Raw genomic sequence first — 23,524 nt, forward strand, 5'->3', positions numbered from 1 at the left:
GCGCGCATCGAGGTCCGGAAGTGACCGCGATTGCCCCTACCTTTGTCCGCATGGATCCCCTCATCTCCCAGCGCGCGCTCAACCGGGCCACGCTTGACCGGCAACTGCTGCTGCGCCGCGGCGACGGCAGCGTGCAGGAGGTCGTCGAGCGGCTCGGCGGCCTCCAGGCGCAGACCCCCCACACCTGGTACGTCGGCCTGTGGAACCGCATCGAGGGGCTCAAGCCCGAGGACGTCTCGGGCCTGCTGGCCGGCCGGGAGCTGGTGCGGATCGCGTTGCAGCGCTCCACCATCCACCTGGTCACCGCCCGCGACTGCCTGGCCATGCGGCCGCTGCTGCAGGCCGTCACCGAGCGCATGACCCGTACGACGTTCGGCCGGCGGCTGGCGGGCGTCGACCTGGACGAGCTGGCCGCGACCGGCCGGGCGCTGCTGGAGGAGCGGCCGATGACCTTCGCCGACCTCGGGCGGGCGCTGGCCGAGCGGTGGCCGGAGCACGACCAGCACGCGCTCGGCCAGGGCGTGCGCTGGCTGCTGCCGCTGGTCCAGGTGCCGCCGCGCGGGCTGTGGGGCAGGAGCGGGCCGGTCGCGCACACCACCGCCGAGTCGTGGCTGGGCCCGGCCGAGGTGCCGCCGATGACGCCCGCCGAGCTGGTCCGGCGCTACCTGGCCGCCTTCGGCCCGGCCTCGGTGCAGGACGCGCAGACCTGGTCGGGCCTGACCAGGCTGGGCGAGGTCGTCGAGTCCATGGACCTGGTCCGCTTCAGGGACGCCGCCGGCCGCACCCTGTACGACCTGCCGGAGGCCGTCCGGCTGGCCGAGGACGTGCCGGCCCCGGTGCGGCTGATGTACGACTTCGACAACCTGTTCCTGTCGCACGCCGACCGCTCGCGGGTGATCAGCGAGCGCGGCGCGGCCGTCATGCAGGGGTCGTTCATGGGCACGAACGTGATCCCCCGGATCATCCTGGTGGACGGCGTCACCGCCGGCGACTGGACGGTGACCAGGGCCAAGGGCGTCTCCACGCTGAACGTGCACCAGTGGACGCCGATCGCCGAGCTGGACGAGGTCGAGCGGGAGGCGCGGCTGCTGCTGGAGTTCCTCGCCCCCGATGACAGGCACGACGTCTCAATCCTTGACCGCCCCTCCAAGCCCTGACACGAGCCGCCGCTGCACCGCCACGAAGAAGATCAGCACCGGGATCGTCATCAGCGTCGAGGCCGCCATGATCCCGCCCCAGTCGTTCTCGTCGGGCTTGAAGAAGACGAGCAGCGCCGCGGGCAGGGTCTGGTTGTCCTTGGCCGAGACGATGAAGGTGCGCGCGAAGACGAAGTCGTTCCAGGCGGTGATGAAGGAGAACACGCTGGTCGCCACCAGGCCGGGCGCGGCCAGCGGGAACAGGATGCGCCACAGCACGGTCGCGCGTCCGGCGCCGTCGATCATCGCCGCCTCCTCCAGCGCCTCCGGCACCCCGGCGACGAACCCGCGCAACATCCAGATCGCGAACGGCAGCGTGAAGGCGAGCTGCACCACCACCAGCGAGGCCAGCGTGTTGAGCAGGCCCAGGTCCCGGACCACGAAGAACAGCGGGATCGTCAGCGCCTCGACCGGCACCATCTGCGCGACCAGGAACATGATCAGCACGGTCGTCCTGAACCGGAAGGCGAACCTGGTCACGGCCACCGCCGCGAGGAAGGCGGCCCCGGCCGACAACACGACCACGACGAGCGCCACGATCGCGCTGTTGAGCAGGTAACGGGCGAAGTTCTCCCCGGTCAGCACCCGGACGAAGTTGTCCAGCGTCGGGTGCGACGTCCAGGGCCTGACCTCCAGCGACTGGATCTCCCCGGCGGGCTTGAGCGCCGACAGGACCATCCAGTAGAGCGGGAACGCGGTGAGCAGGGCGACCACCAGCGCGACCGCGTCGGGCAGAAGACGTCGTCGGTTCACAGGCGTTCCCCACTGCGCCGCAGCGCCCGGATGTAGAACAGGGTGATCACCAGCAGGATCAGCGTCATGACGACCGCGACGGCCGAGCCGAGCCCGTACTCGGAGGAGCCGAAGGCGATCTGGTAGGCGTAGACGTTGAGCACGGTGTTCTGCCCGGCCACGCCGCCGCCGTTGGTCATCACGTAGATCTGGGTGAAGAGCTTGAAGTCCCAGATGACCGACTGGATGACCACGATCGTGACCAGCGGCCGCAACATCGGCACGATGATCCGCCAGAACCCCTGCCAGGCCGAGGCGCCGTCGAGCGCGGCCGCCTCCAGCACCGAGGCGGGGATGGCCCGGATGCCCGCGAAGAGGGTGATCATCACCAGCGGGAACGAGTGCCACACGACCGTCGCGCCGACCACGCCGAAGGTGACCCACCGGTCGTAGAACCAGTTGAACCCGTCGATCCCGAGCACCTGGTTGACCAGGCCGAGGTCGGCGTCGAACAGGAACATCCACACGGTGGAGCCGGTCATCGCGGGGGCCGCCCACGCGCCGAGCGCGGCCAGCGACAGGGCCGCCCTCGGCAGCGGCCCGGTTCTTGTCAGCAGCACGGCCAGGGCCGCGCCGACCGCCAGCGTCGCGACGACCAGCGCCGCCGCGAACCCCACGGTCTGGGCCAGCACCTCCCAGAACCGCCGGTCGCCGAGCAGCGCGGCGTAGTTGCCGAACCCGACGAACGTGCTCGGCTGCCCGCCGCTGACCTGCGCCTGCCGGTAGTCGAAGACCGACAGCAGGCCCAGCATGTAGACCGGGTAGCCGAACATGGGGACCAGCACGGCCGCCGCGGGCAGCAGGTAGAGCCAGGGGCGCCCGCGGCGGACGGTCGCACCTCGGCTCACGAGCGGCCGAAGGCGGTCTTGACGGCCGCGGACGCCTCGGTGGTGGCCTGCTCGACGGTGGACTGACCGGTCGCGACCTTCTGCAGCATCGTGGGGATGACCTTGCCGTTGTCGATCTTCACCCAGGCGGGGTCGACCGGCACGAACCGGGTGCCCTTGGCCACCGTGTCCAGGAACGGCTTGACGAACGGGTCCTTGGCCGCCAGCTCGTCGCGGGCCGAGGTGAGCGTCGGCAGGTTGCCCATCGCGTCGTACATCTTGGCCTGGTACGCCTTGCCGCCCAGGAGCTTGACGAAGTCCGCGGCCAGGGTGCGGTGACCGGCGTTCTTCAGCACGCCCAGGTTGTTGCCGCCGGCGAAGGCGGGCGCGATCGAGCCCTCGGCCGCGCCGGGCAGCGGGACGACGGCGTACTTGCCGGCCGCCGCGCCGGCGTCCACGGCCGAGCGGCTGAAGTTGCCGAGTATGCCCATCGCGGCCTTGCCGCCGGCGAACAGCTCGACCGTCTTGCCGCCGGTCAGCGAGACGCACGCCTGCGGCGGGCAGATCTCGTCGGTCAGCAGGTCCGTGTACGCCTTGACGCCCTTGCGCGACTGCGGCGAGTCGAGCGAGGTGATGTCGCCGCCGGCGTCCCAGACGAAGGGCAGGGCGCCGAAGGTGTACTCGCCGCCGACGGCGATGCCGTACAGGTCGGGCTTCTTCTTGCGGATCGTGCGGGCGGTCTCGGTCAGGGCGGCGATGGACGTGGGCGGTTTCAGGCCCAGCTCGTCGAAGACGTCGGTGCGGTAGTAGAGGGCCCGGATGCCGATGAACCACGGCAGGCCGTACTGCTTGCCCTGGACGGAGGCCGACCTGACCAGGTCGGGGGCCAGGTCCAGGCCCTTCAGATCGGCGGTGAGGTCGGCGAATCCGCCGGCGGCGGCGTACTCGGCCAGGTCGGTGTTGCCGTACTCGGCGACGTCCGGGGAACTGGCCGGGTCGTTGAAGGCGCCCTTGAACTTCTCGTGCCGGGCGGGCGTGGTGGGGATGTAGGTGACCTCGACCTTGACGTCCGCGTGCGCGGCGGTGAACTCCTTGATCGCCTCGTTGACGACCTTGTCCTTGGGGGCCCGGTTGGGCTCGTCGAAGAGCCAGACGCGCAGCGTCCCCGTCCGCTCGTCGCCGCCGCCGGAGGCGGGAGCGGTCGAGGGCGCGCAGGCGGCCAGCGTGAGCAGGGCCGTTCCGGCCGCGGCAAAGTAAAGAAACTTCACTATTACCTCCTGCGCAGACACTAGGAATTCGCTCCGGAGTCGAGAAGACCTGTCAGGAGATGTTGTGCAGTGCACAACAGGGTGCTGCATTTCGCGAAATTTCATCGAATATGGTGACTTGCGTGCCTGACCGCAACCAGTCCGCCTCGCTCCGGCGCGCCCTGGCCGTCCTGGACCACGTACGCGGCCACAGCGGCCTGTCGCTCACCCAGCTCGCCGAGGCCGTGGGCCTGTCCAAGAGCACGGTGCTGCGGCTGACCGTCCCGCTCGTGGAGGCCAGGCTGCTCGAACGCGACCGCAGGACCGGGGCGTACCGGCTGGGGCACGGCACCCTCCGGCTCGGGCAGGCGTACCTGGCCACGCTGGACCTGCGCGCGGTCGCCGCCGAGGAGTCGCACCGGCTGATGAGCGAGGTGCGCGAGACCGTGCACCTGGTCGTCTACGACCACCCGCACGTCGTCTACATCGACAAGGTGGAGAACGCGACGAACGTGCGCATGGCCTCGCGCATCGGCAGCCGCGGCCCGGTGCACGCCACGGCGGTCGGCAAGGCGATCCTGGCCTGGCAGCCGGAGGAGGCGCTGGCCGGGCTGGCGCTCGACCCGATCACCAAGCACACCATCACCGACCCCGACCGGCTGCGCGCCGAACTGAGCCACATCCGGCGGCGCGGCTACGCGGTGGACGACCGCGAGAACGAGCCCGAGGTGCGCTGCGTCGCCGCGCCGATCTTCAACCACAACGACGCCGTCGTCGCCGCCGTCTCGGTCTCCGGGCTCACCTCGCGGATCACCGCGGCGCGGGTGCGGGAGCTCGGGCCGCTGGTGGCCGGGGCGGCGTCGCGGATCTCCAGAAAGCTGGGCAGGCCCACCACATGACCGAACTGGTGACCTTCGGCGAGACCATGGCGCTGTTCGCCGCCCGGCGCACCGGGCCGCTGCGCTTCGCCCGCGACTTCGACCTGGGCCTCGGCGGCGCCGAGTCGAACGTGGCGATCGGCGTGGCCCGGCTCGGCCGCCGGGCGACGTGGGCCGGGCGGGTGGGCGACGACGAGTTCGGCGACCTGATCCGGGCCACGCTCGCCGGCGAGGGGGTGGACGTGCGCGCGGTCACCGACCCGGACGCCCCCACCGGCCTGATGATCAAGGGCCGGCGCACGGCCGACCTCGTGGACGTGCGGTACTACCGCAAGGGCAGCGCCGGGTCGCGGCTGCGGCCGGCCGACCTCGATCCGGCGCTGATCGCCTCGGCCCGCGTGCTGCACGTCTCCGCGATCACCCCGGCGTTGTCGGCGTCGGCCCGGGAGACCGTGGCGCACGCGATCGCCGTGGCGCGGGCGGCCGGCGTGCTCGTCTCGCTGGACGTCAACTACCGCCGGGCCCTGTGGACGGCCGAGGAGGCGGGTTCCTGGTTGCGGGAGACGGTCGGCGGCGTGGACGTGCTGTTCGCGACCGTGCCGGAGGGCCGCCTGGTCGCCGACGTGGACGACCCGGCGGAGCTGGCCAAGGCGCTGGCCTCGCTCGGGCCCTCGTCCGTGCTGGTCAAGTCGGGGTCGGCGGGCGCGCTGGAGCTGTCCGGCGGGGTGTTGCGGCAGGCGCGGCCGTACCGGGTGACCGAGGTGGACCCCGTGGGTGCCGGGGACGCGTTCGCGGCCGGCTGGCTGGCGGACTGGCTGGCCGGGGCGGCTCCCGAGCGGCGGCTGGACACCGCCTGCGCGGCGGGCGCGTTCGCGGTGACCTCGCAGGGCGACTGGGAGAGCCTGCCCCGCCGCTCCGACCTGGGCCTGCTCGGCCGGACCGCCGACGACGTGAGCAGGTAGCCGCCCAAGGACGAGGTTTTGCCCGTTTTCGACCCGTTCTTGAGGGCAGCCGGGGAAGATCTCGTCCGGGGAGAGGAACAGTGCGATGACAGACGTCTCCAGCAAGGGTCCGCAGTCGAACGACGAGCGCGAGGTGCTCACCAACCGACAAGGGCATCCCGTCTACGACAACCAGAACCAGCGGACGGTCGGCCCGCGCGGACCGGCGACGCTGGAGAACTACCAGTTCCTGGAGAAGATCAGTCACTTCGACCGCGAACGCATCCCCGAACGGGTGGTGCACGCCAGGGGCGCGCTGAGCTACGGCTACTTCGAGGCGTACGGCAAGATCGGCGACGAGCCGGTCAGCCGCTACACCAGGGCCAAGCTGTTCCAGGAGGCCGGCAAGCGCACCGACGTCGCGCTGCGCTTCTCCACCGTGATCGGCGGCCGGGACTCCGCCGAGACCGCCCGCGACCCGCGCGGTTTCGCCATCAAGTTCTACACCGAGGACGGCAACTGGGACCTCGTGGGCAACAACCTGGCCGTCTTCTTCATCAGGGACGCCATCAAGTTCCCCGACGTCATCCACTCGCTCAAGCCCGACCCGGTGACCTTCCGGCAGGACCCGAACCGCATCTTCGACTTCATGTCCCAGACGCCCGAGTCGATGCACATGCTGGTCAACCTGTTCAGCCCGCGCGGCATCCCCGCCGACTACCGGCACATGCAGGGGTTCGGCGTGAACACCTACAAGTGGGTCAACCAGCAGGGCGAGACGTTCCTGGTCAAGTACCACTGGATGCCCAAGCAGGGCGTGCGCAGCATGACCGCGGCGGACGCGGCGGTCGTCCAGGCGGGCGACCTCGGGCACGCGACGAAGGACCTGCACGACGCCATCGAGCGCGGCGACTACCCCGAGTGGGAGCTGCTGGTCCAGCTCATGAGCGACGACGAGCACCCCGAGCTGGACTTCGACCCGCTCGACGACACCAAGGTGTGGCCGGAGAACGAGTTCCCGGCCAGGCCGGTCGGCCGCCTGGTGCTCAACCGCAACGTCGAGAACCAGTTCGCCGAGAACGAGCAGGCCGCCTTCGGCACCGGCGTCCTGGTGGACGGCCTCGACTTCTCCGACGACAAGATGCTGGTCGGCCGGACGTTCTCCTACAGCGACACCCAGCGCTACCGGGTCGGCCCGAACTACCTGCAACTCCCGGTCAACCAGGCCAGGAACGCGCCCATCAGGACCAACCAGCGCGACGGCCAGATGGCGTACTTCGTCGACACCGGCGGCGAGGACCCGCACATCAACTACGAGCCCTCGCTGCGCGGCGGCCTGCGCGAGGCCGAGTACCCGACCCTGGACGAGGAGGGCCCGGTCATCAGCGGCCGGGTCATGCGCAGGCGCATCCCGCGGACCAACGACTACAAGCAGGCCGGCCAGCGCTACCTGCTCATGGAGCAGTGGGAGCGCGACGACCTGGTGCACAACTTCGTCGACGCGCTCAGCCAGTGCGACCGGCGCATCCAGGAGCGCATGGTCTGGCACTTCCTGCTCGTGGAGGACGACCTCGGCCTGCGCGTCGGCGAGGGCCTCGGCATCACCCCGGACGACGTCGCCCACCTGGAGCCGCTGGCGAGCCAGGACCTCACCGACGAGGACCGGGAGCGCCTGGTCAAGCTCGGGCGCAACGGCCCGCGCGACGTGGAGGGCCTGAAGATGACCCATTGCGTGCCCAACGAGCGGGCCGCCCACGCCGACGGCCTCTGAACGACGGCTACAGCAGCCCGGCGGCGGCCAGCAGCTTGCCGACCCGGCCGGTCTCGTCGTCGTTCAGCGGGATCTGCGGCAGCGCGGTGAGCGGGCAGTCGATGACGCCCCGCAGGTGCAGGGCGGCCTTGAACGCGCCCAGCCCCGCCGAGCTGCCGCCCATGCGGCCCGCGCCGACCCGGACGATCTCGAAAAGCCTGACCAGGCGTTCCTGCTCGGCCCTGGCCGCCGCCCAGTCGCCGCGGGAGGCGGCCCGGTACAGCGCGGCGTACCCGTGGGGGTCCACGTTGCCGAGGCCGGGCACGACGCCGTCGGCGCCCATCCACAGCGCGGAGTCCACGGTCACCTCCGACCCGGTGAGCACGCTGAACGGCGCCCGGCGGCCCAGGATGACCTGGCGCAGCCCGCCGTCGTCGCCGCTGGAGTCCTTGACCCCGGCGAGCGCGCCCTCGGCGGCCAGGTCGAGCAGCAGGTCCGCGCTCAGCTTGGTGTGCACGCTGACCGGCAGGTCGTAGGCGTAGACCGGCAGGCCGGCGCGGGCGGCGATCGTGCGGAAGTGGGTGCGGATCTCCTCGGGGTGGGTGCGCGTGTAGAACGGCGCGGTCGCCACCAGCCCGGACGCCCCGGCCGCCGCCGCGACGCGGGCGTGTTCGAGCACCCGCGGCGTGGTCATGTCGATCACCCCGGCCAGCACCGGCACCTGACCGGCGACGTGCCCGACGACCGTGTCCAGGACCACCCGCCGCTGCGCGTCGGTCAGGTAGGCCACCTCGGAGGAGGAGCCGAGCACGAACAGCGCGTCCACCCCGCCCGCCAGCAGGTGGTCCACCAGCCGGGTCAGGGAGGCGGCGTCCACCTCGTGGCCGGGGGTGAACGGGGTGCAGACCGGGGGGATCACGCCGGTCACCGTCGCGGCCCCGGCGACATCGGGATCTGTCATGAGTGCTCCTGGATCAGCTCTAGGTCGGTGGCTCCGGCCGCCACCGGGTGGTGGCAGTGGAAGAGGTGGTCGTCCCCGGCCCGCGTGGCGGCGGGCATCTCGGCCGCGCACAGGTCGTCGGCCCGCCAGCACCGGGTGCGGAACGGGCAGCCGCTCGGCGGCCTGGTGGCCGACGGCACCGCGCCGACCAGCGGGATCGGGGTGATGGGCGAGATCAGCCCGGGGGTGGCCGAGAACAGCGCCCGCGTGTACGGATGCCTGGCCCGCCCCGGCACCGACCGCGCGGGCGTCTGCTCGACGATCCTGCCCAGGTACATGGTGACCACGCGGTCGCTCATCCGGCGCACGGTCTGGATGTCGTGCGAGATGAACACCATCGCCAGCCCGAGCCGGTCCTTGAGGTCGAGCAGCAGGTTGAGGATCTGGGCGCGGACCGACACGTCCAGGGCGCTGGTGGGCTCGTCGGCGACGACCAGCCGCGGTTCGAGGGCGAGCGCCCTGGCCACGGCCACCCGCTGCCGCTGCCCGCCGGAGAGCTGGCCGGGCAGCGCGCCGGCGACGCCCGCGGGCAGGCCCACCAGGTCCAGCAGCTCGCGCACGCGGGCCTCGCGCTCGCCGGCGGTGCCCCGGCGGTGCACGTCGAGCGGGTCGCGCAGGATCCGCCCGACCGGCAGCCGCCGGTTGAGCGCCGTGGACGGGTCCTGGAAGATCAGCCCGACGCCGCCGCCGACGAGCGCGCGCCGCTCGTCCTGCTTCAGCGTCCACAGGTCGCGGCCGTTCAGTCGCACGTTGCCCGAGGTCGGCCGCTGCAGCCCGACCAGCACCTTGGCCAGCGTGGACTTCCCGCAGCCCGACTCCCCCACGATCCCGACGGTCTCGCCGGGCGCGACGGTCATCGAGGCGGCGGTCAGGGCGTGCACGCGGTCCCGCGCGAACAGCCCTCCCGAGCGGGCCCTGTGCACGACGTGCACGTCGTTCAGCTCAAGCACGTGTCTCACTCCCTGCGAGTCCGATCGCCGGATGGTGGCAGGCCACCGCGTGCCGCCTGGCCTCTCCGGCCAGCACCGGGGTCTGCGTACGGCACACGCCGGTGGCCATCGGGCACCGGTCGGCGAACCTGCACCCGGCCGGGAAGTCGGCGGGCGCGGGCACCACGCCGGGGATCTGGGTCAGCCGCTCGGCCCCCGACTCCAGCGACAACACCGAGCCGAGCAGCCCCCGCGCGTAGTGGTGGGCGGGCTCGCCGACCAGGGCGGCGGTGGCGCCGGTCTCGACGATCTGGCCGCCGTACATGACGACGACGCGGTCGGTGACGTCGGCGACCAGCGCCAGGTCGTGCGAGACCAGGATCAGCGCGAACCCCAGCTCCTCGCGCAGCCGCAGCAGCAGCTCGATGACCTGCGCCTGGACGGTCACGTCGAGCGCGGTCGTCGGCTCGTCGGCGACGATCAGCTTCGGGTCGCGCGAGAGCGCCATCGCGATCAGCACCCGCTGCCGCTGGCCGCCCGAGAGCTCGTGCGGATAGGCGGACAGGGTGCGGCGGGCGTCGAGGCCGACCAGTTCCAGCAGCTCGGCCGGGGTGCGCCGGCCGCCCCTGCGGGTGAGCTGCCTGAGCTGGGCCCTGATGGTCATGGCCGGGTTGAGCGAGGACAGCGCGTCCTGGTAGATCATCGCCATCTCGTGGCCGAGCAGGCGGCGGCGGGCCCGGCGCGGCAGCGCGAGCAGCTCCTTCTGGTCGAAGCGCACGTGGCCGCCGACCCGGGCCTGGCGCGGTTGCAGGCCCATGACGGTCAGGGCGGTCAGCGACTTGCCGCAGCCGGACTCCCCGACCAGGCCGACGACCTCGCCGGGCCACACCTCGAAGCCGACGCCGTCCACGATGTCCACGCCGGGGTCGAAGCCGATTCTCAGGCGTTCGACGCTGAGGATCGGCTGCCCGTCCGGCAGCGGGCGGGCGCGTTCGGCCAGCCGGCGGGCGGCCTCGGCCAGGCCGGGCAGCTCGACGACCTGGCCGGCTCCGGGGACGGCCTGCTCGTAGGCGTCGTCCTTGCGGGGGGCGGCCCTGCGTACCGGGGCGGCCCAGGCGTCGGAGATGCCCTCGGACAGGATGTTCAGGGCCAGCACGGTGACCAGGATCAGCAGCCCGGGGAAGACCGTGGCCCACCACCCGCCGAGCAGCACCAGGTTCTTGCCGTCGGCGATGACGCTGCCCCACGACGGGTTCGGCGGCCGTACGCCGGCGCCGATGAACGACAACGACGCCTCGAACACGATCGCGTCGGCCACCATCACCGTGCAGAACACCAGCACCGGCGCCGCGCAGTTGACCGCGACGTGCCTGAGCACGATGTACGGCGTGCGCGCGCCGATGACGCGCTCGGCCGCCACGTAGTCCTCGCCGTACTGGGCGATCACGTTGGCCCGCACGACCCTGGCCACGGACGGCATGTAGAGGAAGGCCATGGCCATGACCAGCACCGGGATGCTGCCGCCGAACACCGCGACCAGCACGGCGGCCAGCGCGATGCCGGGGAAGGCCATGATCACGTCGAGCACGCGCATGACGGTCTCGTCCACGACCCGGCGGGAGGTGGCCGCGACCGCGCCGACGACCGCCCCGGCGACCAGGGCGAGGCCGGTGGCGCCGAGGCCGATGATCAGCGACCAGCGGGCGCCGTACAGGAGCCTGGACAGGATGTCGCGGTTGGCGCTGTCCAGGCCCATCCAGTGCGCGGCCGACGGGCCGCCGCCGGCGGCCTCCTGGAAGTACGGCGAATGCGGCGCGATCAGCGGCGCGAACAGGGCGGCCAGCACCACCAGGACGACGACGGCGACCGCCGGCCACGACGCCGCGGGCAGCCGCCGGAAGGCGACGCCGGGCCTGGACAGGCGTTCGGCGAGTCCGCTTCTCATCGGGCGGCACTCCTCAGGCGGGGGTTGACCAGCAGGTAGAGGATGTCGACGACCAGGTTGACCACCATGAAGCCGATCGCGATGGTGAGCACGACGCCCTGCACCACGGCCGGGTCACCGTCGCGCACCGCGTTGATCATGAGCTGGCCCATGCCGGGCAGGCCGTAGATCGTCTCGATGACCACCGTGCCGCCGATCAGGTAGCCGATGCGCAGGCCGAGCACGGTCAGCGGGTTGATCAGCGCGTTGCGCAGCACGTTGCGGCCGACCACGACGATCATCGGCAGGCCGCTGCCGATCGCGGTGCGCACGTAGTCCCGGTCCAGTTCCTCGACCATCGACGTGCGGATGATGCGGGTGAGCTGGGCGGCGATCGGCAGCGACAACGACAGCGCGGGCAGCGTCATCGACTGCAGCCAGCCGGTGAGGGAGTCGGCGGGGTTGATGTAGCCGCCGGTCGGGAACAGCCCCTCGCCGACCGCCAGCCACTGGATCATCAGCAGCGCCAGCCAGAACGCCGGGGCCGCCACGCCGACCAGCGATACCACCCGGATCGCCTGGTCGGGCCAGCGGTCGCGGAACAGCGCCGCGGTCACGCCGAACACCAGCGAGAGCACGATCGCCACGGCCAGGCCGAGGAACGTGAGCTGCAGGGTCAGCGGCAGGGCGGTCGTCACCGACTCGACGACCGGCTTCTTGGTGAGCACGCTGGTGCCCATGTCGCCCTGGGCGAGGTCGGCGACGAAGCGCACGTACCGCAGCGGCAGCGGGTCCAGCAGGCCGTTCTCCTCCTGGAAACGGTGGATCTGCTCCGCCGTGGGGTTCGCGCCCTGGAAGTAGGCGTACTCGGGCTTGACGCCCGAGAAGCGCATCACGACGAACACGAACGCGACCACGCCCAGGACCAGCGGGATCAGGATGAGGAGCCGCCGCAGCAGCATCCTGAGTACGAGCGTCATGTCCTCTTGGCCTGCAGCAGGTTGATGCCGGGGTACGGCTGGGCGCGGATGCCGGAGAGCTTCTTCGGGTCCCAGGCGGTCATCAGCTCGTTGTGGACGACGGGATAGAGCACGGCCTGCTCGGCGACCAGGTCCAGATATCTGTGGATCTGCTCGCTCTTCTTGGCCTTGTCCGTCTCCTTGCCGGCCGCGTCCATCATGGCGAACAGCTTCTCGGCGTCCTTGCTGCCGTCCCAGTGGCTGTACTTCATCCACAGGCCACCGGGCACGTAGTTGTAGTGCAGGATCAGATCGGCGTCCATGCCGAACTGGTTGGGGTTCGAGGCCGCCGCGACCACCTGGTAGTCCTGGAACTGGTCCATCTTGGTGAACAGCGCGGCCGTGTCCTGCGGCTCCAGCGTGGTCTTGATCCCGACCGCCTCCCAGGAGGCGGCGATGGTGGGCAGGCAGTCGACGATCCAGCTCACGTTGACGGCCATGAGGTTGACCGTCAGGTTCGTCACGCCCGCCTCCTTCAGCAGCGCCCTGGCCTTGTCGGGGTCGTGGTCGTAGACGACCGAGGCGCGCCGGTGGTCGGGGTGGCCCTCGTTGAGGAAGGAGCTGGCGGCCGTGCCGTGGCCCTTGAGCGCCACGTCGATCATCTTCTGCTTGTCGATGGCGTAGTGCAGCGCCTGGCGGACGCGTACGTCGTCGAAGGGCTTGGCGGCGGTGTTGAACATCAGGAACATGTGGTTCATGCCCTTGCCGCCCTCGACCGTGAGGCCCTGCTGCTTGAGCTGGTCGACGTTGGCGTACGGGATGTTGTCGGCGATCTGCGCCTCGGCCGAGCCGCCGGAGATCTTGGCGACCCGGGCGGAGGCGTCCACGATGGTCAGCCAGTTCATCTTCCTGACGGTGGCCGGGCGGGGGCCGTTGTAGCCGTCGAACGCCTCGAAGGAGGTGTTGGATTTGGGGTTGTGCGCCGTCTGCCTGTACGGCCCGGAGCCGACCGTCATGCCGCTCTTGGCCTTGTCCCACGCGCCCGCCTGGCTGAACACGTGCTTCGGCATGATCTTGGCGATGGTCAGCCGGGGCGCGGCCTCGGGGAAGGGGAACTTCAGGACCAGCTCCACGGTCCGGTCGTCCACCTTCTTCACCTCCTGGAGCCAGGGCTTGAAGAAGTTGCCGGTCAGCACGTTGTCGGGGCCGAGGATGCGCTCGAAGGTGAAGACCACGTCGTCCGCGGTGACCGGCTGTCCGTCGTGCCACTTGGCGCCCTCGCGCAGCGCGAACGTCCACGACGTGGCGTTCGCGTCGGCGGGCAGCGCCGCCGCCAGGGCCGGGTACGGCTCCCGGGTGACCGGGTCGGTGTCGAGCAGCCCTTCGTAGACGTGGCTGATCCCGGCCATCGCGAACGCCGACGCGGTCTGCGTCGGGTCCCAGCTCTGGTCGTTGCCGTAGCCGATGACAGCGGTGATCAGGTCTTTGTTCGATCCGGCGCCGACCGAGCCGGTCGAGGCCGGGCCTCCGGAACAGGCGGAGAGGGTGGCCGCGATGAACGCCGCCGCACCCGTGGCCCCGCTGTAGCGCAGGAAGTCACGGCGGCTGAACTCAGAGCTCACGGATGCCTCCTGGGGGGAACAGGTAGAACGTAGGACATCCCATGTCCTATCTTGTGCGTAACGTGGACGCTAAACGCCAGAGCGTCTTGAGGTCAACAGAGGATTTCCGGAATGTTACCTACGACGAAAGGAAGCTTCATGGCCGCAGTCCCGCGTCCGGCACGTCCCAGCCGGGCCGTCGAGGCCCAGGAGGGCGTCAAAGACCTGATCGTCAGGCGCGGGCTGGTCGCGGGCGACCCGCTGCCCACGGAGTCGGAGCTCATGGAGGAGCTCCAGGTCAGCCGCAACTCCGTACGGGAGGCGCTGAAGGCTCTGCAGGCGGTCGGCATCGTGGACATCCGCCACGGCTTCGGCATGTTCGTCGGCCGGATGTCGCTGTCCGGCCTGGTGGACGAGCTGGCCTTCCACAGCCGCATCACCCTGCAGAACGGCCGCAACCACCTGGCGCACCTCATCGAGATCCGCGAGATCCTGGAGAGCGGGCTCGTCCAGCGGCTCATCGACCTCGGCCCGGAGGCCGACCTCGCCCCGGTGGCCGACGTCATGGCCCGCATGGACCACGAGTCGCAGGTCGGCGAGGTCTCCCCCGAGACCGACCGGCTCTTCCACGACCTGCTCTACCGGCCGCTCGGCAACCCGCTGGTCAGCCAGCTCCTCGGCGCCTTCTGGGACGTCTACCACCAGCTCCGCGACCACCTCGGCGCCCCCGACGAGCCGCCCGGCGACGTGGCCAGGCGGCACCGCGACATCTACGCCGCGGTGCTGGCCGGCGACCGGGCCGCCGCGGTGTCGGCCGTCTACGCGCACTTCGACGGCGTGCGCAACCGGCTGGCGCGGCTGGGGGATCAGTCGGGGTAGCGGGCCACGCGCCTGGCCCACGGCCGCCGCCACTCCTCGTACCACTCGGCGAACCAGGGGTGGGGCGCGGCCAGCGGCACGATGTGGGCGACGGTCTCGTGGTAGTAGCGCTTCTGGAACCGCCAGTGGAGGCGCTGCAACTCCTGCACGTTGCTGACCCGGTCGGCCAGCTTCACCAGCACCGCCTGCGCCGGGGCCTTGGCCAGCGCGGCCAGGTGGTCGGCCTTCGCGCGCCCGGCGGGCCTGGTCACCCAGCGGACGAGCCCGGTCACCTCCGCGCCGAACCGCCGGGCGAGCTCCCGCTCGGTGCACGCGGTGTCCTCCAGGACGTCGTGCAGCACGATCGCGGTCAGCACGTCGGGGTCGCGCACCTGCGCCCCGGCCACCGCCACCTCCAGCGCCTCCAGCAGATGCTCCACGTACGGCCGCCCGGTGGGACGCTGCTGCACGCCGTGCTGCGTCCGGGCGAAGCGCACCGCCTCGCGCAACCCCGTGACGGTCTGCGACGGGAGCGCCTCGGCCAGGGGGCCGGCGGCCTGGCCCCACGACATCCAGCTCGTGAAGATCTTCATCGGGCTCCTCTCGACGTCCTAGGCTGAGAATATGACCGAGATCGCCGTTCCCGACGGCTCGTGGACGTTCAACGGAGAGATGCTGCGCGTCGTCCCCGGCGGGGACAAGAACGTCCACGAGCTCCGCAAGGTGCTCGGCGAGGTGGCCGTGCCGCTGGAGGCCATCGCGACGTGCGCGTTCGAGCCCGGCCGCAAGGGCGGCCAGCTCCGCCTGCGCCTGCGCTACGGCGCCGATCCCCTGTCCGACCTCGTCGCCGGCTCGCTGGCCGCGCCCGCCGACCCGTACCGGCTGGCGGTGCCCAAGGAGCGCGCCGGTGCGGCCCAGTACTTCGCCGACGAGGTCCGCGACACCCTGGAGATCAACCAGACGCCTGGCGGCCCCTGCGAGCACTACCTGCTCCCCGGCCCCGCCATCCCCGTCTCGGCCACGGCCGGCGACGGCACGGCCATCTTCGACGGCGAGCGCGTCCGCCTGGAATGGACGGGTTTCGCCAGCACGGAGAAGGAACAAGCAGGGTCGCAGGAGTTCCCGCTGGCCGAACTGACGGGCGTGGAGTGGAAACCGCAGTCCGGCCTCGGCTACGGCACCCTCCGCTTCCGGCTCAAGGGCGACGGGCCGGGCGCGTCCCCGCAGAAGGACCCCCACTGCGTCTCCTGGGGCATCCAGCGCTTCGGCGGCGCGACCGCGCTGGTGGGGGCCGCGGTGCTGGCCCGGCTGCCGCGCGAGCAGCCCGAGGAGCTGGAGCCGGCGGCCTCCGTCGGCGACGCCCACGACGCGGTGCTGCGCCGCCTGGCCGAGCTGGGCGAGCTGCACCGGTCCGGGGTGCTGACCGACGAGGAGTTCGCGGCGGCCAAGCAGGCCATGATCCGCCGGCTTTAATCGGCTTGGCCGGCGTCCGTCCCCTGTGGGACGGTTGAGCGGTGTCCGACCAGCTTCCCCGTACCGTGGACGAGGCCGTCGAGGCGGAGCGGAACGGCCGCCGCCCGCGCTACCTCTACTTCTGGGGCCACCGCCCGGCCCGCGACGGCGGCCCCGGCCGCGGCTGCCTGTCGCAGTGGTGGCCGGTCACCTTCACCGAGGGCGGCCACACCTTCGCCTCGGCCGAGCACTACATGATGGCCCACAAGGCGTGGCTGTTCGGCGACCACGACAGCGCCGGCCGGATCCTCCTGGCCGCGACCCCGGGCGAGGCCAAGAAGCTCGGCCGCACCGTGCGCGGCTTCGACGAGGCGGTGTGGGCGGCCCACCGGCTCGACATCGTCACCCGGGCCTCCCTCGCCAAGTTCGGGGCCCACCAGGACCTGCGGGAGTTCCTGGTCGGCACCCGCGCGCACGTGCTGGTCGAGGCCAGCCCGCTGGACCGGGTCTGGGGCATCGGCCTGGCCGCCGACGACGAGCGCGCCGCGTCCGCGGCGACCTGGCGGGGGCTGAACCTGCTCGGTTTCGCCCTGATGGCGGCCCGCGACGAGCTGGACGCCTGATCAGGTCAGCACGTCGGTGATCTTCGCCAGGTCCAGCAGCCGGAACTCGGCGGGCTCGTGGCACCACACGTCGAGGTCGGCACCGCGCAGCTCCGGACCGCTGACGGTGAGCTCCTCGCCGTCGTGGACGATCCGGGCCGTGCCGTGGTACTCCAGCTCCATCGCCACCCGTTCGCGGGCCTTGGGGGGCAGGGCGGTGGCGTACCGGGCGAAGACGTCGCGCAGGCCGTGCCGGCTCGGCGGCGGCTCGCCGGCGGTGGCGACCAGCCAGGCGGCGGCGCGTTCCGGGCTGAGGACCGCCCGCTCGCGGCCGGCCGGACGGGCCGGGGCGCGCCGGGGCGTGCGGCCGGTCACGGTGAGCGAGCCGTCGTCCGCGCGGGCGACCGGCGCGTACCCGGCCTCCCTGAGCAGGGCCAGGGTCTGCGCCGGGTCGAGCGCGCTGGCCAGGACGGTGGGGGCCAGCAGGCGCGGACGCAGCTTGGCCAGCCCGCGATGCGCGGCCAGCTCGGCCAGCAGGGCCTCGTCGTCGCCCACCACGCAGCAGCCCACCGGGACCACCTCGATCTCCCCGTGCCGCCGGGCGACGTCGTGGATCAGGTACGTCAGGGGCTGCGGCAGCGGGCCGGCGGCCACCTCGGCCAGGGCGGACAGGAGGCCGGCGGCGGTGTGACCGGCGTCCAGGGCGCGGCGCACCGAGGACGCGCCGAACCGCCACGAACCGCCGGGCTCGCGGTCGGCGGCCCGGTCGAGCACCTCCGTCAGGGCGGCGGCGGGCGGGCCGGTGACCACGGCGGTCAGGTCGGTCCCGAACAACGCCTGCCGCCGGGCCTGCGCCAGCAGCCCGGCGGCGGCCTCGCCCACCCGCGGGCCGGACGGCGTCCGGAGGGCCAGGCCGGGCGGGCTGAGGGCGTCCGCGCCGACCAGGCCCAGCAGCCTCGACTCGGCCAGCACGGCGAGCACGACCTCGCGGCAGCTCGCCCGCTGCAGCAGCGGAAGGTGCCAGCTCGCGGCCGCCGCCACCTCCTCCGCGTCCGGCACGGCCGCCGCCTCCCCCGTCGCCGTCCCTCCCGTCGCCGTCTCTCCCGTTTCCGTGGCGCCCGGGAGCAGCCCGAACACCACCTCCCTGATGACGCTGGACGGTGTCCCGGTCCCGGCGGGGGCCAGCGGGGTGCGCGGTTTGCCGTCGTACCGGCGGGTGGGGCTGATCGGCAGCCGCCACCACGCCTCGACCAGCGCGGCGTAGCGGTCGGCCGGTGACAGGCGCAACCAGGCATCGTAACCCCTGGTCGGCGAGATGCCGGCACGCCGGGTCTCGGTCGCGCGCCGGTTGCGCACCTGCGTGGGCGGGTTGGCGGCCAGCAGCCCGGCGGCGTGCGTGACGTCCAGCAGCAGGCGGACCTCGTCCTCGTCGCAGCCCAGCCGGTTCGCCAGGCGGCGCACCTCCTTCACCCCGACGCCGCCGCCCTGCAGCTCGGCCAACGGCTGCGCCGCCGCGTCCTGCAGCAGGGCCGCGGCCCGGTCCAGGAGGCGGAGGGCGGCCACGGACGCCTCGTGCGCGACCAGGTCGGCGGCGACCGGCCGGGTACGGACGGCCGGCTGCTCGACCGGCAGGTCGATCCGGTGGCCGGCCCCGCGCAGCGCGAGCCCGACCTCCATGGGCATGACGTAGGTGCGCTCCCAGTCGACGCTCCAGACGAGACCGTGGTCGCGGGCCCACCGCGCCGGCGTCGCCGGCCGCCGCGGCTGGGGCTGGCCGCGCGGCGGGAACTCGTCGAGCACCCGCGCGGGCCCGCGATCGAGGAAGTCGTCCAGCAGCTCGCGGGTGCCCGCCGGGGCGCGGGCGACCAGCCGGGCCAGCCTGCCGGGATCGCCGAGGGCCGCCGTGATCGACTCGACCAGCGCCAATCTGCGCGGTGTGCCCGTGCCGCCCAGCCGCCGGTGCACGTCGATCAGCTCGGCCACGGTGACGTGCGCGACCACCCCGGACAGGTCGGGACCCAGCCCCAGGGGCGTCGGCAGCACCGCGGGCAACCCGGCGGCCGGGTGCAGCGCCCCGCCCTCACCCCGCCGTACGAGCGCCACGCGTTCGAGCCGGTCGATCAGCCCCGGCAGCTCGTCGCCGGCGGCCACCAGGCCGGCCAGCGGCCGGCCGCTGCGGGCCGCCACCAGGATCGCCTCCACCAGCAGCAGGCAGGGCAGCGGGGTCCGGGACAGCGCCAGGTGCACCGACTCCGGCGCGTCGAGCCGCTCGGCCAGCTCGGCCAGCCGCCGCGGCGGCACGGGCCGCAACACGTCGGGCCGCGCCGCCAGCAGCTCGGCCAGCCGCTCGCGCCCCAGCCCCGCCAGCCACCCCGGAAACGTCTCGTCCACCGACCGATTGTCGCAAGCCGCGGAGAGCGAAGAGGCCCGGAAAGCAGCGAAACCGCCTGGTGAACCAGGCGGTTTCGGTGTGGTGCGCCGCCAGGGACTCGAACCCCGGACCCGCTGATTAAGAGTCAGCTGCTCTAACCAACTGAGCTAGCGGCGCAACAGGGTTAACTGTATCAGCCGCCGGACGGTGCCCGCACATCAGCCGAGCCGCTCCCCCAGCCGCCCGTACGCCCCCAGCACCAGGTCCCAGAAGCCCTTCACGTCCACGGACGTCGCCACCAGCGCGTTCGACGGCCGTCCGCGCAGGTCGAAGTCGGTGACGGTCATCCCCCGCGTGTACGTCCCGGCGGTCTCCACGTTGACCACGGCCGGCACGCAGGTGAACAGCGTCGGGTCCAGCACGTACGCCACGGCGCAGGCGTCGTGGATGGCCGGGCCGCCTTCGGCCGTCACCACGCCGTAGAACTGCGCGGCGGGCACCAGCAGCTCCGACAGCCGGCCGAGCGGCCGCATGCGGTCGAGCACGTCCGCGGTGACCAGGGCGGACAGGGTCACGTCAAGGCCGAGCTGGCGTACCTGCCAGCCGGCCTCGAAGACGATCGCGGCGGCCTCGGGGTCGGCCAGCATGTTGAACTCGGCCGCCGGGTTGTGGTTCCCCCGGGTGTACGAGCCACCCATGATCACCAGCTCCCTGGCCCACTCCACGACGCGGGGCTCCCGGCGTACGGCGAGGGCGATGTTGGTCAGCGGGCCCACCGCGACCAGCGTGATCTCCCCCGGGGCGGCACGCAGGGCGTCCACGATGAAGTCCACCGCGTGCCCCTCGGACAGGGGACGCACGGGGGCGGGCAGGACGACGTCGCCGAGACCGGTGTCGCCGTGCACGTGGCCGGCGCGGACCGTGCGGTGCAGCAGGGCGCTCGCGCTGCCGGCCGTGACCGGCACGTCGCCGAGGTCGAGGAACTCCCGCAGCGCCAGCGCGTTCGCGGTGGTCAGCTCCAGGTCGACGTTGCCGCCCACGGTGGTGACGCCCACGACGTCGAGGTCGGGGGAGCCGGCGGCGAGGGCCAGGGCGAGCGCGTCGTCGATGCCGGGGTCGCAGTCGATGAGAACTTTCTTCACACCACAGGACAATACGCATGGCCGACGACAGGCGGGACAGCCCCGTGGCCGGCTGCGGGCATGGATCGGGGCCGGGCAGTTCCCCCAAATCTGCCCGGCCCCGATCGGTGGCGGTCCAGGCCGACGTCTTCCCCCAAAAACGTCGGCGGTCCCGCACTCGCGGACCGCGGTCCCCCTCCGCGTCCGCATCGGTGAAGGTCTGTTGTGGCCTCTCGACCTGCTACAACGCTACCGAGACGAATGCAACGGTCGCGTCATAACGGGGTCGAATAAGCGTTTAATCCGACTAGGGAAGCTCCAATCGAACCTCTGTACCGTCCTGCAACGATCTGCTCACCGTGCAGTACTTGTCGTGCACCCGCCCGGCCACCGCCCTGAAGACCTCGTCGGCCTCCTCCGAGGGCAGCTCCACGTCGTAGGTGACCGTCACCGGCCCGAGCTTGTTCGGCTCGACCTTCTCCGACTCCACCGTCATGGCCAGGCGCACCAGCCGGTGCCCGCGCTTGGCCGTGAGCGGCTCGACGGTCACGATGTTGCAGCCGCCCACCGCCGCGAGCAGCAGCTCGACCGGGGTGAACACGCCCTCGTCGTCGCCGCCGCCGATCTTCACCTCGGCGCCGCGGGCGTTCGTGGCCCGGAAACCGCCGTCTTCTGTCCGCTCAACACGCACGTTAGCCATGTTTCAGACCTTACTCAGAAAGCTCTCATGTTCCTTCAGCATCGTCGTAGACATGGCTAGTGAGGTGAATGCGAGTCACGGTCCCATCCTCTTCTGGTGCGGGGTCGCGGTCGCCGAGTTCGGCGCGATCCAGCCGGGGTTCGGCTACCCCTGGCGGCCCACCGCCTACGCCGCCGCGGCGTTGCTCGTCGCGCTCGGTTTCGCCACCGTCAAGGCCGCCGACCTGCTCCGCACCGAGCAGGCCCGGCAGCGGCTGCGGCTCGGCGGCTACCTGGCCGGCGCGCTGCTGGTGGCCCACGAGCTGAGCTCCACCGCGTACGTGACGGAACTCAGCCGCGTCGGCTCGCTCCTGCTGTACGCGATGGCGGCCGTCATGGCGGTCCGCAGCCACACCGTCGTCCAGCAGGCCAGGGGCCGGGTGCTGATCGCGTCCGGCCTGGACCCGGACACCCTGCGCACCCGGCTGGCCGGCGCGAGCACCAGGACGGACACCGTGGCCGTCTACCGGGCCGAGCGCGCCACCAGCGAGCTGCGCGACCTGGAGGCCAGGTACGGTCTCATCCTCGTCACCGGCGCCGAGCACGACCCGAGGGCCAAGGAGCGCATCAGCGCCTCCGGGCTCAGCCGCGAGATCCCCGACATCGCCGAACGCGAGGTGGTCGTCGAGGGCCCGCGCCCGTTCACCCGGTACGTCGGCGGCGCGTTGTCACGCCTCGCGATCCCGAGGTCACAGGTTCATTTCAAATCAGCGCAAAAGGCTTAGGCCCACGTTACGGCCGACGTGAGAGCGTGGGCAGCGGACAAGGAGGCCAGGTGACGATTTTCCCCGGAAGCGCCCGTGTCGACACGGTCATGGGCATGCCCGTCAGCGTCGACATCCGCACGGCTCTGCCGGCCCGAGAGCTCACCCCCCTGCTCGACGACGCCTTCTCCTGGTTGCGCTGGGTGGCAGACACCTTCAGCCCGGCCAAGGAGGACAGCCAGATCTGGCGACTCAACCACGGCCTGACCATCAGGCAGATCCCCGAGCTCGTCGAGGTCCTGCACCGCTGCGAGGAACTGAGCGAGGCCACCGGCGGCTGGTTCGAGCACCGGATCAACGGCGTGATCGACCCGTCCGGCTACATCAAGGGCTGGGCCCTGGAACGCCTGTCGCGGGCGCTGTGCAACGCCGGCGCCGGCGACCACCGCATCAACGCGGGCGGCGACATCAGGGTGCGCGGCTCGGCCGCCCCGGGCAAGCCGTGGCGCGTCGGCATCCGCGACCCGCACACCGACGTCGTCAGGAAGGCGCTGTTCGCCCACGACCTCGGCATCGCCACCTCGGGCGGCGCGGCCGTGGTGGACCCGCGCACCGGGGAACGCCAGCAGACGCTCGGCTCGGTCACCGTGATCGGCCCCGACCTCGGCGTGGCCGACGCCTACGCCACCGCCATGTACGCCATGGGCCCCACCCTGGCCAGGCGTTTCGCGACCGACCTGGCCCAGGCCGGCGCGTACGACACCATGATCGTGCTCCGGGACGGCCAGGAGGTCAGCACGCCGGGCATCTCTGGCATCGCCGCGGGGGCGCGCCTGGCGGGCTGAGCGCGGCTCAGGCGTCGGGGTGATCGCGCAGATATTCCAGGTAGATCGGGCGCAACGCCTCGCCCAGCTCACCCTCGCCCGCCGCGAGCGCGTCGCTGAGCAGCGCGGACACCCGGCTGAGGTCGTTGGCGGTCTCACTCTCGTGACCGCTCGCGGCCTCGGCGGCCGGGATCACCTTCAGCAGGTTCCACAGGAAGCCCAGATCCCCATGGCGTACGGCGTACCGCACCGCTCGGTCGTGCAACTCCGCCGCGGGCAACGAATCAAGACCATTAGCGTCCATCCCGCTCCCTTTCCCGACATGAGTCACAGGTAACCGCCGCCACCGTGCGCGATCGATCGGCTTCGCACCGTCGATGTATCGCGCCGGCGATCGCGAAGTGGGAGGATCAACCAGCGTGAGATTCATCATCAGAACCGTGGCCGCGGCCGCCGCCCTCTGGGTCGCCATCCAGCTCCTCGACGGCATCAAGATCACCGCCCCGGAGAACTCGGCCAAGTACTGGGGCGTCCTGCTCCTCGTGGCCCTGATCTTCGGTGTCGTCAACGCCATCGTGAAGCCGATCGTCAAGGCGCTGGGCTGCGCGGTCATCGTGCTGACCCTCGGGTTGTTCCTCCTCGTCATCAACGCGGCCATGCTGCTGCTGACGAGCTGGATCGCCGGCCAGTTCGACATCCCCTTCCACGTCGACAACTTCTACCCGGCCGCCTTCTGGGGCGCGATCATCATCAGCGTGGTCAGCTGGCTGCTCGGCCTGTTCATCCCCGACAACGACTGATCCCCCTCCC

General features: G+C 71.9%; 23 protein-coding genes and 1 tRNA gene. 10 read left to right on the top strand and 14 right to left on the bottom strand.

Annotation, left to right across the window (positions count from 1 at the left end; genetic code table 11):
• The first annotated feature begins 50 nt into the window (after nucleotides 1-50).
• On the top strand, nucleotides 51-1,157 hold the full coding sequence (locus AB0J71_RS03860; protein WP_364412558.1) for a winged helix DNA-binding domain-containing protein: 1,107 nt from the start codon (nucleotides 51-53) through the stop codon (nucleotides 1,155-1,157).
• Here AB0J71_RS03860 and AB0J71_RS03865 read toward each other — a convergent pair.
• The 3 genes from AB0J71_RS03865 to AB0J71_RS03875 are packed head-to-tail and all read right to left on the bottom strand — an operon-like array spanning nucleotide 1,128 to nucleotide 4,083.
• Nucleotides 1,128-1,949, bottom strand: a complete 822-nt coding sequence (locus AB0J71_RS03865; RefSeq protein WP_364412561.1) for a carbohydrate ABC transporter permease — start codon at nucleotides 1,947-1,949, stop codon at nucleotides 1,128-1,130. The genes AB0J71_RS03860 and AB0J71_RS03865 overlap by 30 nt on opposite strands.
• Nucleotides 1,946-2,836 (bottom strand): sugar ABC transporter permease, encoded by an 891-nt coding sequence (locus AB0J71_RS03870; protein ID WP_364412564.1) that lies wholly within the window; start codon nucleotides 2,834-2,836, stop codon nucleotides 1,946-1,948. The genes AB0J71_RS03865 and AB0J71_RS03870 overlap by 4 nt, the downstream gene beginning before the upstream one ends.
• Nucleotides 2,833-4,083 (bottom strand): extracellular solute-binding protein, encoded by a 1,251-nt coding sequence (locus AB0J71_RS03875; protein WP_364412567.1) that lies wholly within the window; start codon nucleotides 4,081-4,083, stop codon nucleotides 2,833-2,835. The genes AB0J71_RS03870 and AB0J71_RS03875 overlap by 4 nt, the downstream gene beginning before the upstream one ends.
• A 122-nt stretch (nucleotides 4,084-4,205) precedes the next feature.
• Here AB0J71_RS03875 and AB0J71_RS03880 point away from each other — a divergent pair, with 122 nt between their 5' ends.
• From AB0J71_RS03880 to AB0J71_RS03890, 3 genes are all read left to right on the top strand, one after another.
• A complete protein-coding gene (locus AB0J71_RS03880; RefSeq protein ID WP_352319496.1) occupies nucleotides 4,206-4,961 on the top strand; it encodes an IclR family transcriptional regulator in 756 nt (251 codons plus the stop codon).
• A complete protein-coding gene (locus tag AB0J71_RS03885) occupies nucleotides 4,958-5,902 on the top strand; it encodes a sugar kinase (protein WP_352319495.1) in 945 nt (314 codons plus the stop codon). The genes AB0J71_RS03880 and AB0J71_RS03885 overlap by 4 nt, the downstream gene beginning before the upstream one ends.
• A gap of 85 nt (nucleotides 5,903-5,987) precedes the next feature.
• On the top strand, nucleotides 5,988-7,652 hold the full coding sequence (locus AB0J71_RS03890) for a catalase (RefSeq protein WP_352319493.1): 1,665 nt from the start codon (nucleotides 5,988-5,990) through the stop codon (nucleotides 7,650-7,652).
• 7 nt (nucleotides 7,653-7,659) lie between these two features.
• Here the strand turns inward: AB0J71_RS03890 and AB0J71_RS03895 are convergent, their stop codons facing one another.
• From AB0J71_RS03895 to AB0J71_RS03915, 5 genes are read right to left on the bottom strand one after another with little or no spacing between them, the layout of a single operon-like run.
• Complete coding sequence (locus AB0J71_RS03895) at nucleotides 7,660-8,592, bottom strand: dihydrodipicolinate synthase family protein (protein WP_352319492.1); 933 nt, start codon at nucleotides 8,590-8,592, stop codon at nucleotides 7,660-7,662.
• Nucleotides 8,589-9,581: an ABC transporter ATP-binding protein gene (locus tag AB0J71_RS03900; protein WP_364412570.1), complete on the bottom strand. Its 993-nt coding sequence runs from the start codon at nucleotides 9,579-9,581 to the stop codon at nucleotides 8,589-8,591. The genes AB0J71_RS03895 and AB0J71_RS03900 overlap by 4 nt, the downstream gene beginning before the upstream one ends.
• The gene (locus tag AB0J71_RS03905) at nucleotides 9,574-11,505 is read right to left on the bottom strand and encodes a dipeptide/oligopeptide/nickel ABC transporter permease/ATP-binding protein (protein WP_364412573.1); all 1,932 of its coding nucleotides are present in this window, start codon (nucleotides 11,503-11,505) and stop codon (nucleotides 9,574-9,576) included. The genes AB0J71_RS03900 and AB0J71_RS03905 overlap by 8 nt, the downstream gene beginning before the upstream one ends.
• Entirely contained in the window at nucleotides 11,502-12,464 is a 963-nt protein-coding gene (locus AB0J71_RS03910; protein ID WP_352319486.1) for an ABC transporter permease, read from the bottom strand. Before AB0J71_RS03910 ends, AB0J71_RS03905 begins: the two co-directional genes overlap by 4 nt.
• Nucleotides 12,461-14,065 carry an ABC transporter substrate-binding protein gene (locus AB0J71_RS03915; RefSeq protein WP_364412576.1) on the bottom strand — a complete coding sequence of 535 codons (1,605 nt, stop codon included), beginning with the start codon at nucleotides 14,063-14,065 and terminating at the stop codon, nucleotides 12,461-12,463. Before AB0J71_RS03915 ends, AB0J71_RS03910 begins: the two co-directional genes overlap by 4 nt.
• Nucleotides 14,066-14,203: 138 nt before the next feature.
• On the opposite strand from AB0J71_RS03915, the gene AB0J71_RS03920 reads away from it, so the two are divergent.
• Nucleotides 14,204-14,923, top strand: a complete 720-nt coding sequence (locus AB0J71_RS03920; protein ID WP_352319483.1) for a FadR/GntR family transcriptional regulator — start codon at nucleotides 14,204-14,206, stop codon at nucleotides 14,921-14,923.
• On the opposite strand, the gene AB0J71_RS03925 is transcribed toward AB0J71_RS03920, so the two are convergent.
• Nucleotides 14,911-15,495 (bottom strand): HD domain-containing protein, encoded by a 585-nt coding sequence (locus AB0J71_RS03925; RefSeq protein ID WP_352319481.1) that lies wholly within the window; start codon nucleotides 15,493-15,495, stop codon nucleotides 14,911-14,913. The two genes, AB0J71_RS03920 and AB0J71_RS03925, sit on opposite strands and share 13 nt — an antisense overlap.
• Before the next feature lie 31 nt (nucleotides 15,496-15,526).
• Here AB0J71_RS03925 and AB0J71_RS03930 point away from each other — a divergent pair, with 31 nt between their 5' ends.
• On the top strand, nucleotides 15,527-16,375 hold the full coding sequence (locus AB0J71_RS03930) for a DUF4429 domain-containing protein (protein ID WP_352319479.1): 849 nt from the start codon (nucleotides 15,527-15,529) through the stop codon (nucleotides 16,373-16,375).
• Nucleotides 16,376-16,416: 41 nt separating this feature from the next.
• Nucleotides 16,417-16,977, top strand: coding sequence for an NADAR family protein (locus AB0J71_RS03935; RefSeq protein ID WP_352319477.1), 561 nt, complete (start codon nucleotides 16,417-16,419; stop codon nucleotides 16,975-16,977).
• Here AB0J71_RS03935 and AB0J71_RS03940 read toward each other — a convergent pair whose 3' ends face one another.
• The 4 genes from AB0J71_RS03940 to AB0J71_RS03955 all read right to left on the bottom strand — a co-directional run bounded on the left by AB0J71_RS03940 (nucleotide 16,978) and on the right by AB0J71_RS03955 (nucleotide 21,148).
• Nucleotides 16,978-19,347: a helicase-associated domain-containing protein gene (locus AB0J71_RS03940; protein ID WP_364412579.1), complete on the bottom strand. Its 2,370-nt coding sequence runs from the start codon at nucleotides 19,345-19,347 to the stop codon at nucleotides 16,978-16,980. It abuts the gene before it with no gap.
• Between the two features lie 80 nt (nucleotides 19,348-19,427).
• Nucleotides 19,428-19,504, bottom strand: a tRNA-Lys gene (locus AB0J71_RS03945).
• Nucleotides 19,505-19,545: 41 nt separating this feature from the next.
• Nucleotides 19,546-20,469 carry a nucleoside hydrolase gene (locus AB0J71_RS03950; protein WP_364412581.1) on the bottom strand — a complete coding sequence of 308 codons (924 nt, stop codon included), beginning with the start codon at nucleotides 20,467-20,469 and terminating at the stop codon, nucleotides 19,546-19,548.
• Nucleotides 20,470-20,755: 286 nt separating this feature from the next.
• The gene (locus tag AB0J71_RS03955; RefSeq protein ID WP_352319472.1) at nucleotides 20,756-21,148 is read right to left on the bottom strand and encodes an OsmC family protein; all 393 of its coding nucleotides are present in this window, start codon (nucleotides 21,146-21,148) and stop codon (nucleotides 20,756-20,758) included.
• 52 nt (nucleotides 21,149-21,200) lie between these two features.
• Between AB0J71_RS03955 and AB0J71_RS03960 the strand changes: the two genes are divergently transcribed.
• Together AB0J71_RS03960 and AB0J71_RS03965 are read left to right on the top strand one after the other, a co-directional pair.
• Nucleotides 21,201-21,911, top strand: a complete 711-nt coding sequence (locus AB0J71_RS03960; RefSeq protein ID WP_364412584.1) for a hypothetical protein — start codon at nucleotides 21,201-21,203, stop codon at nucleotides 21,909-21,911.
• Between the two features lie 50 nt (nucleotides 21,912-21,961).
• Nucleotides 21,962-22,735 carry an FAD:protein FMN transferase gene (locus AB0J71_RS03965; RefSeq protein ID WP_352319469.1) on the top strand — a complete coding sequence of 258 codons (774 nt, stop codon included), beginning with the start codon at nucleotides 21,962-21,964 and terminating at the stop codon, nucleotides 22,733-22,735.
• 7 nt (nucleotides 22,736-22,742) lie between these two features.
• Here AB0J71_RS03965 and AB0J71_RS03970 read toward each other — a convergent pair whose 3' ends face one another.
• The gene (locus AB0J71_RS03970; protein ID WP_352319467.1) at nucleotides 22,743-23,018 is read right to left on the bottom strand and encodes a hypothetical protein; all 276 of its coding nucleotides are present in this window, start codon (nucleotides 23,016-23,018) and stop codon (nucleotides 22,743-22,745) included.
• Nucleotides 23,019-23,133: 115 nt separating this feature from the next.
• Here AB0J71_RS03970 and AB0J71_RS03975 point away from each other — a divergent pair, with 115 nt between their 5' ends.
• Entirely contained in the window at nucleotides 23,134-23,514 is a 381-nt protein-coding gene (locus AB0J71_RS03975; protein WP_352319465.1) for a phage holin family protein, read from the top strand.
• Nucleotides 23,515-23,524: the final 10 nt, after the last annotated feature.

It is taken from the genome of Nonomuraea sp. NPDC049637 (genome assembly GCF_040675235.1).
GTDB lineage: Bacteria > Actinomycetota > Actinomycetes > Streptosporangiales > Streptosporangiaceae > Nonomuraea.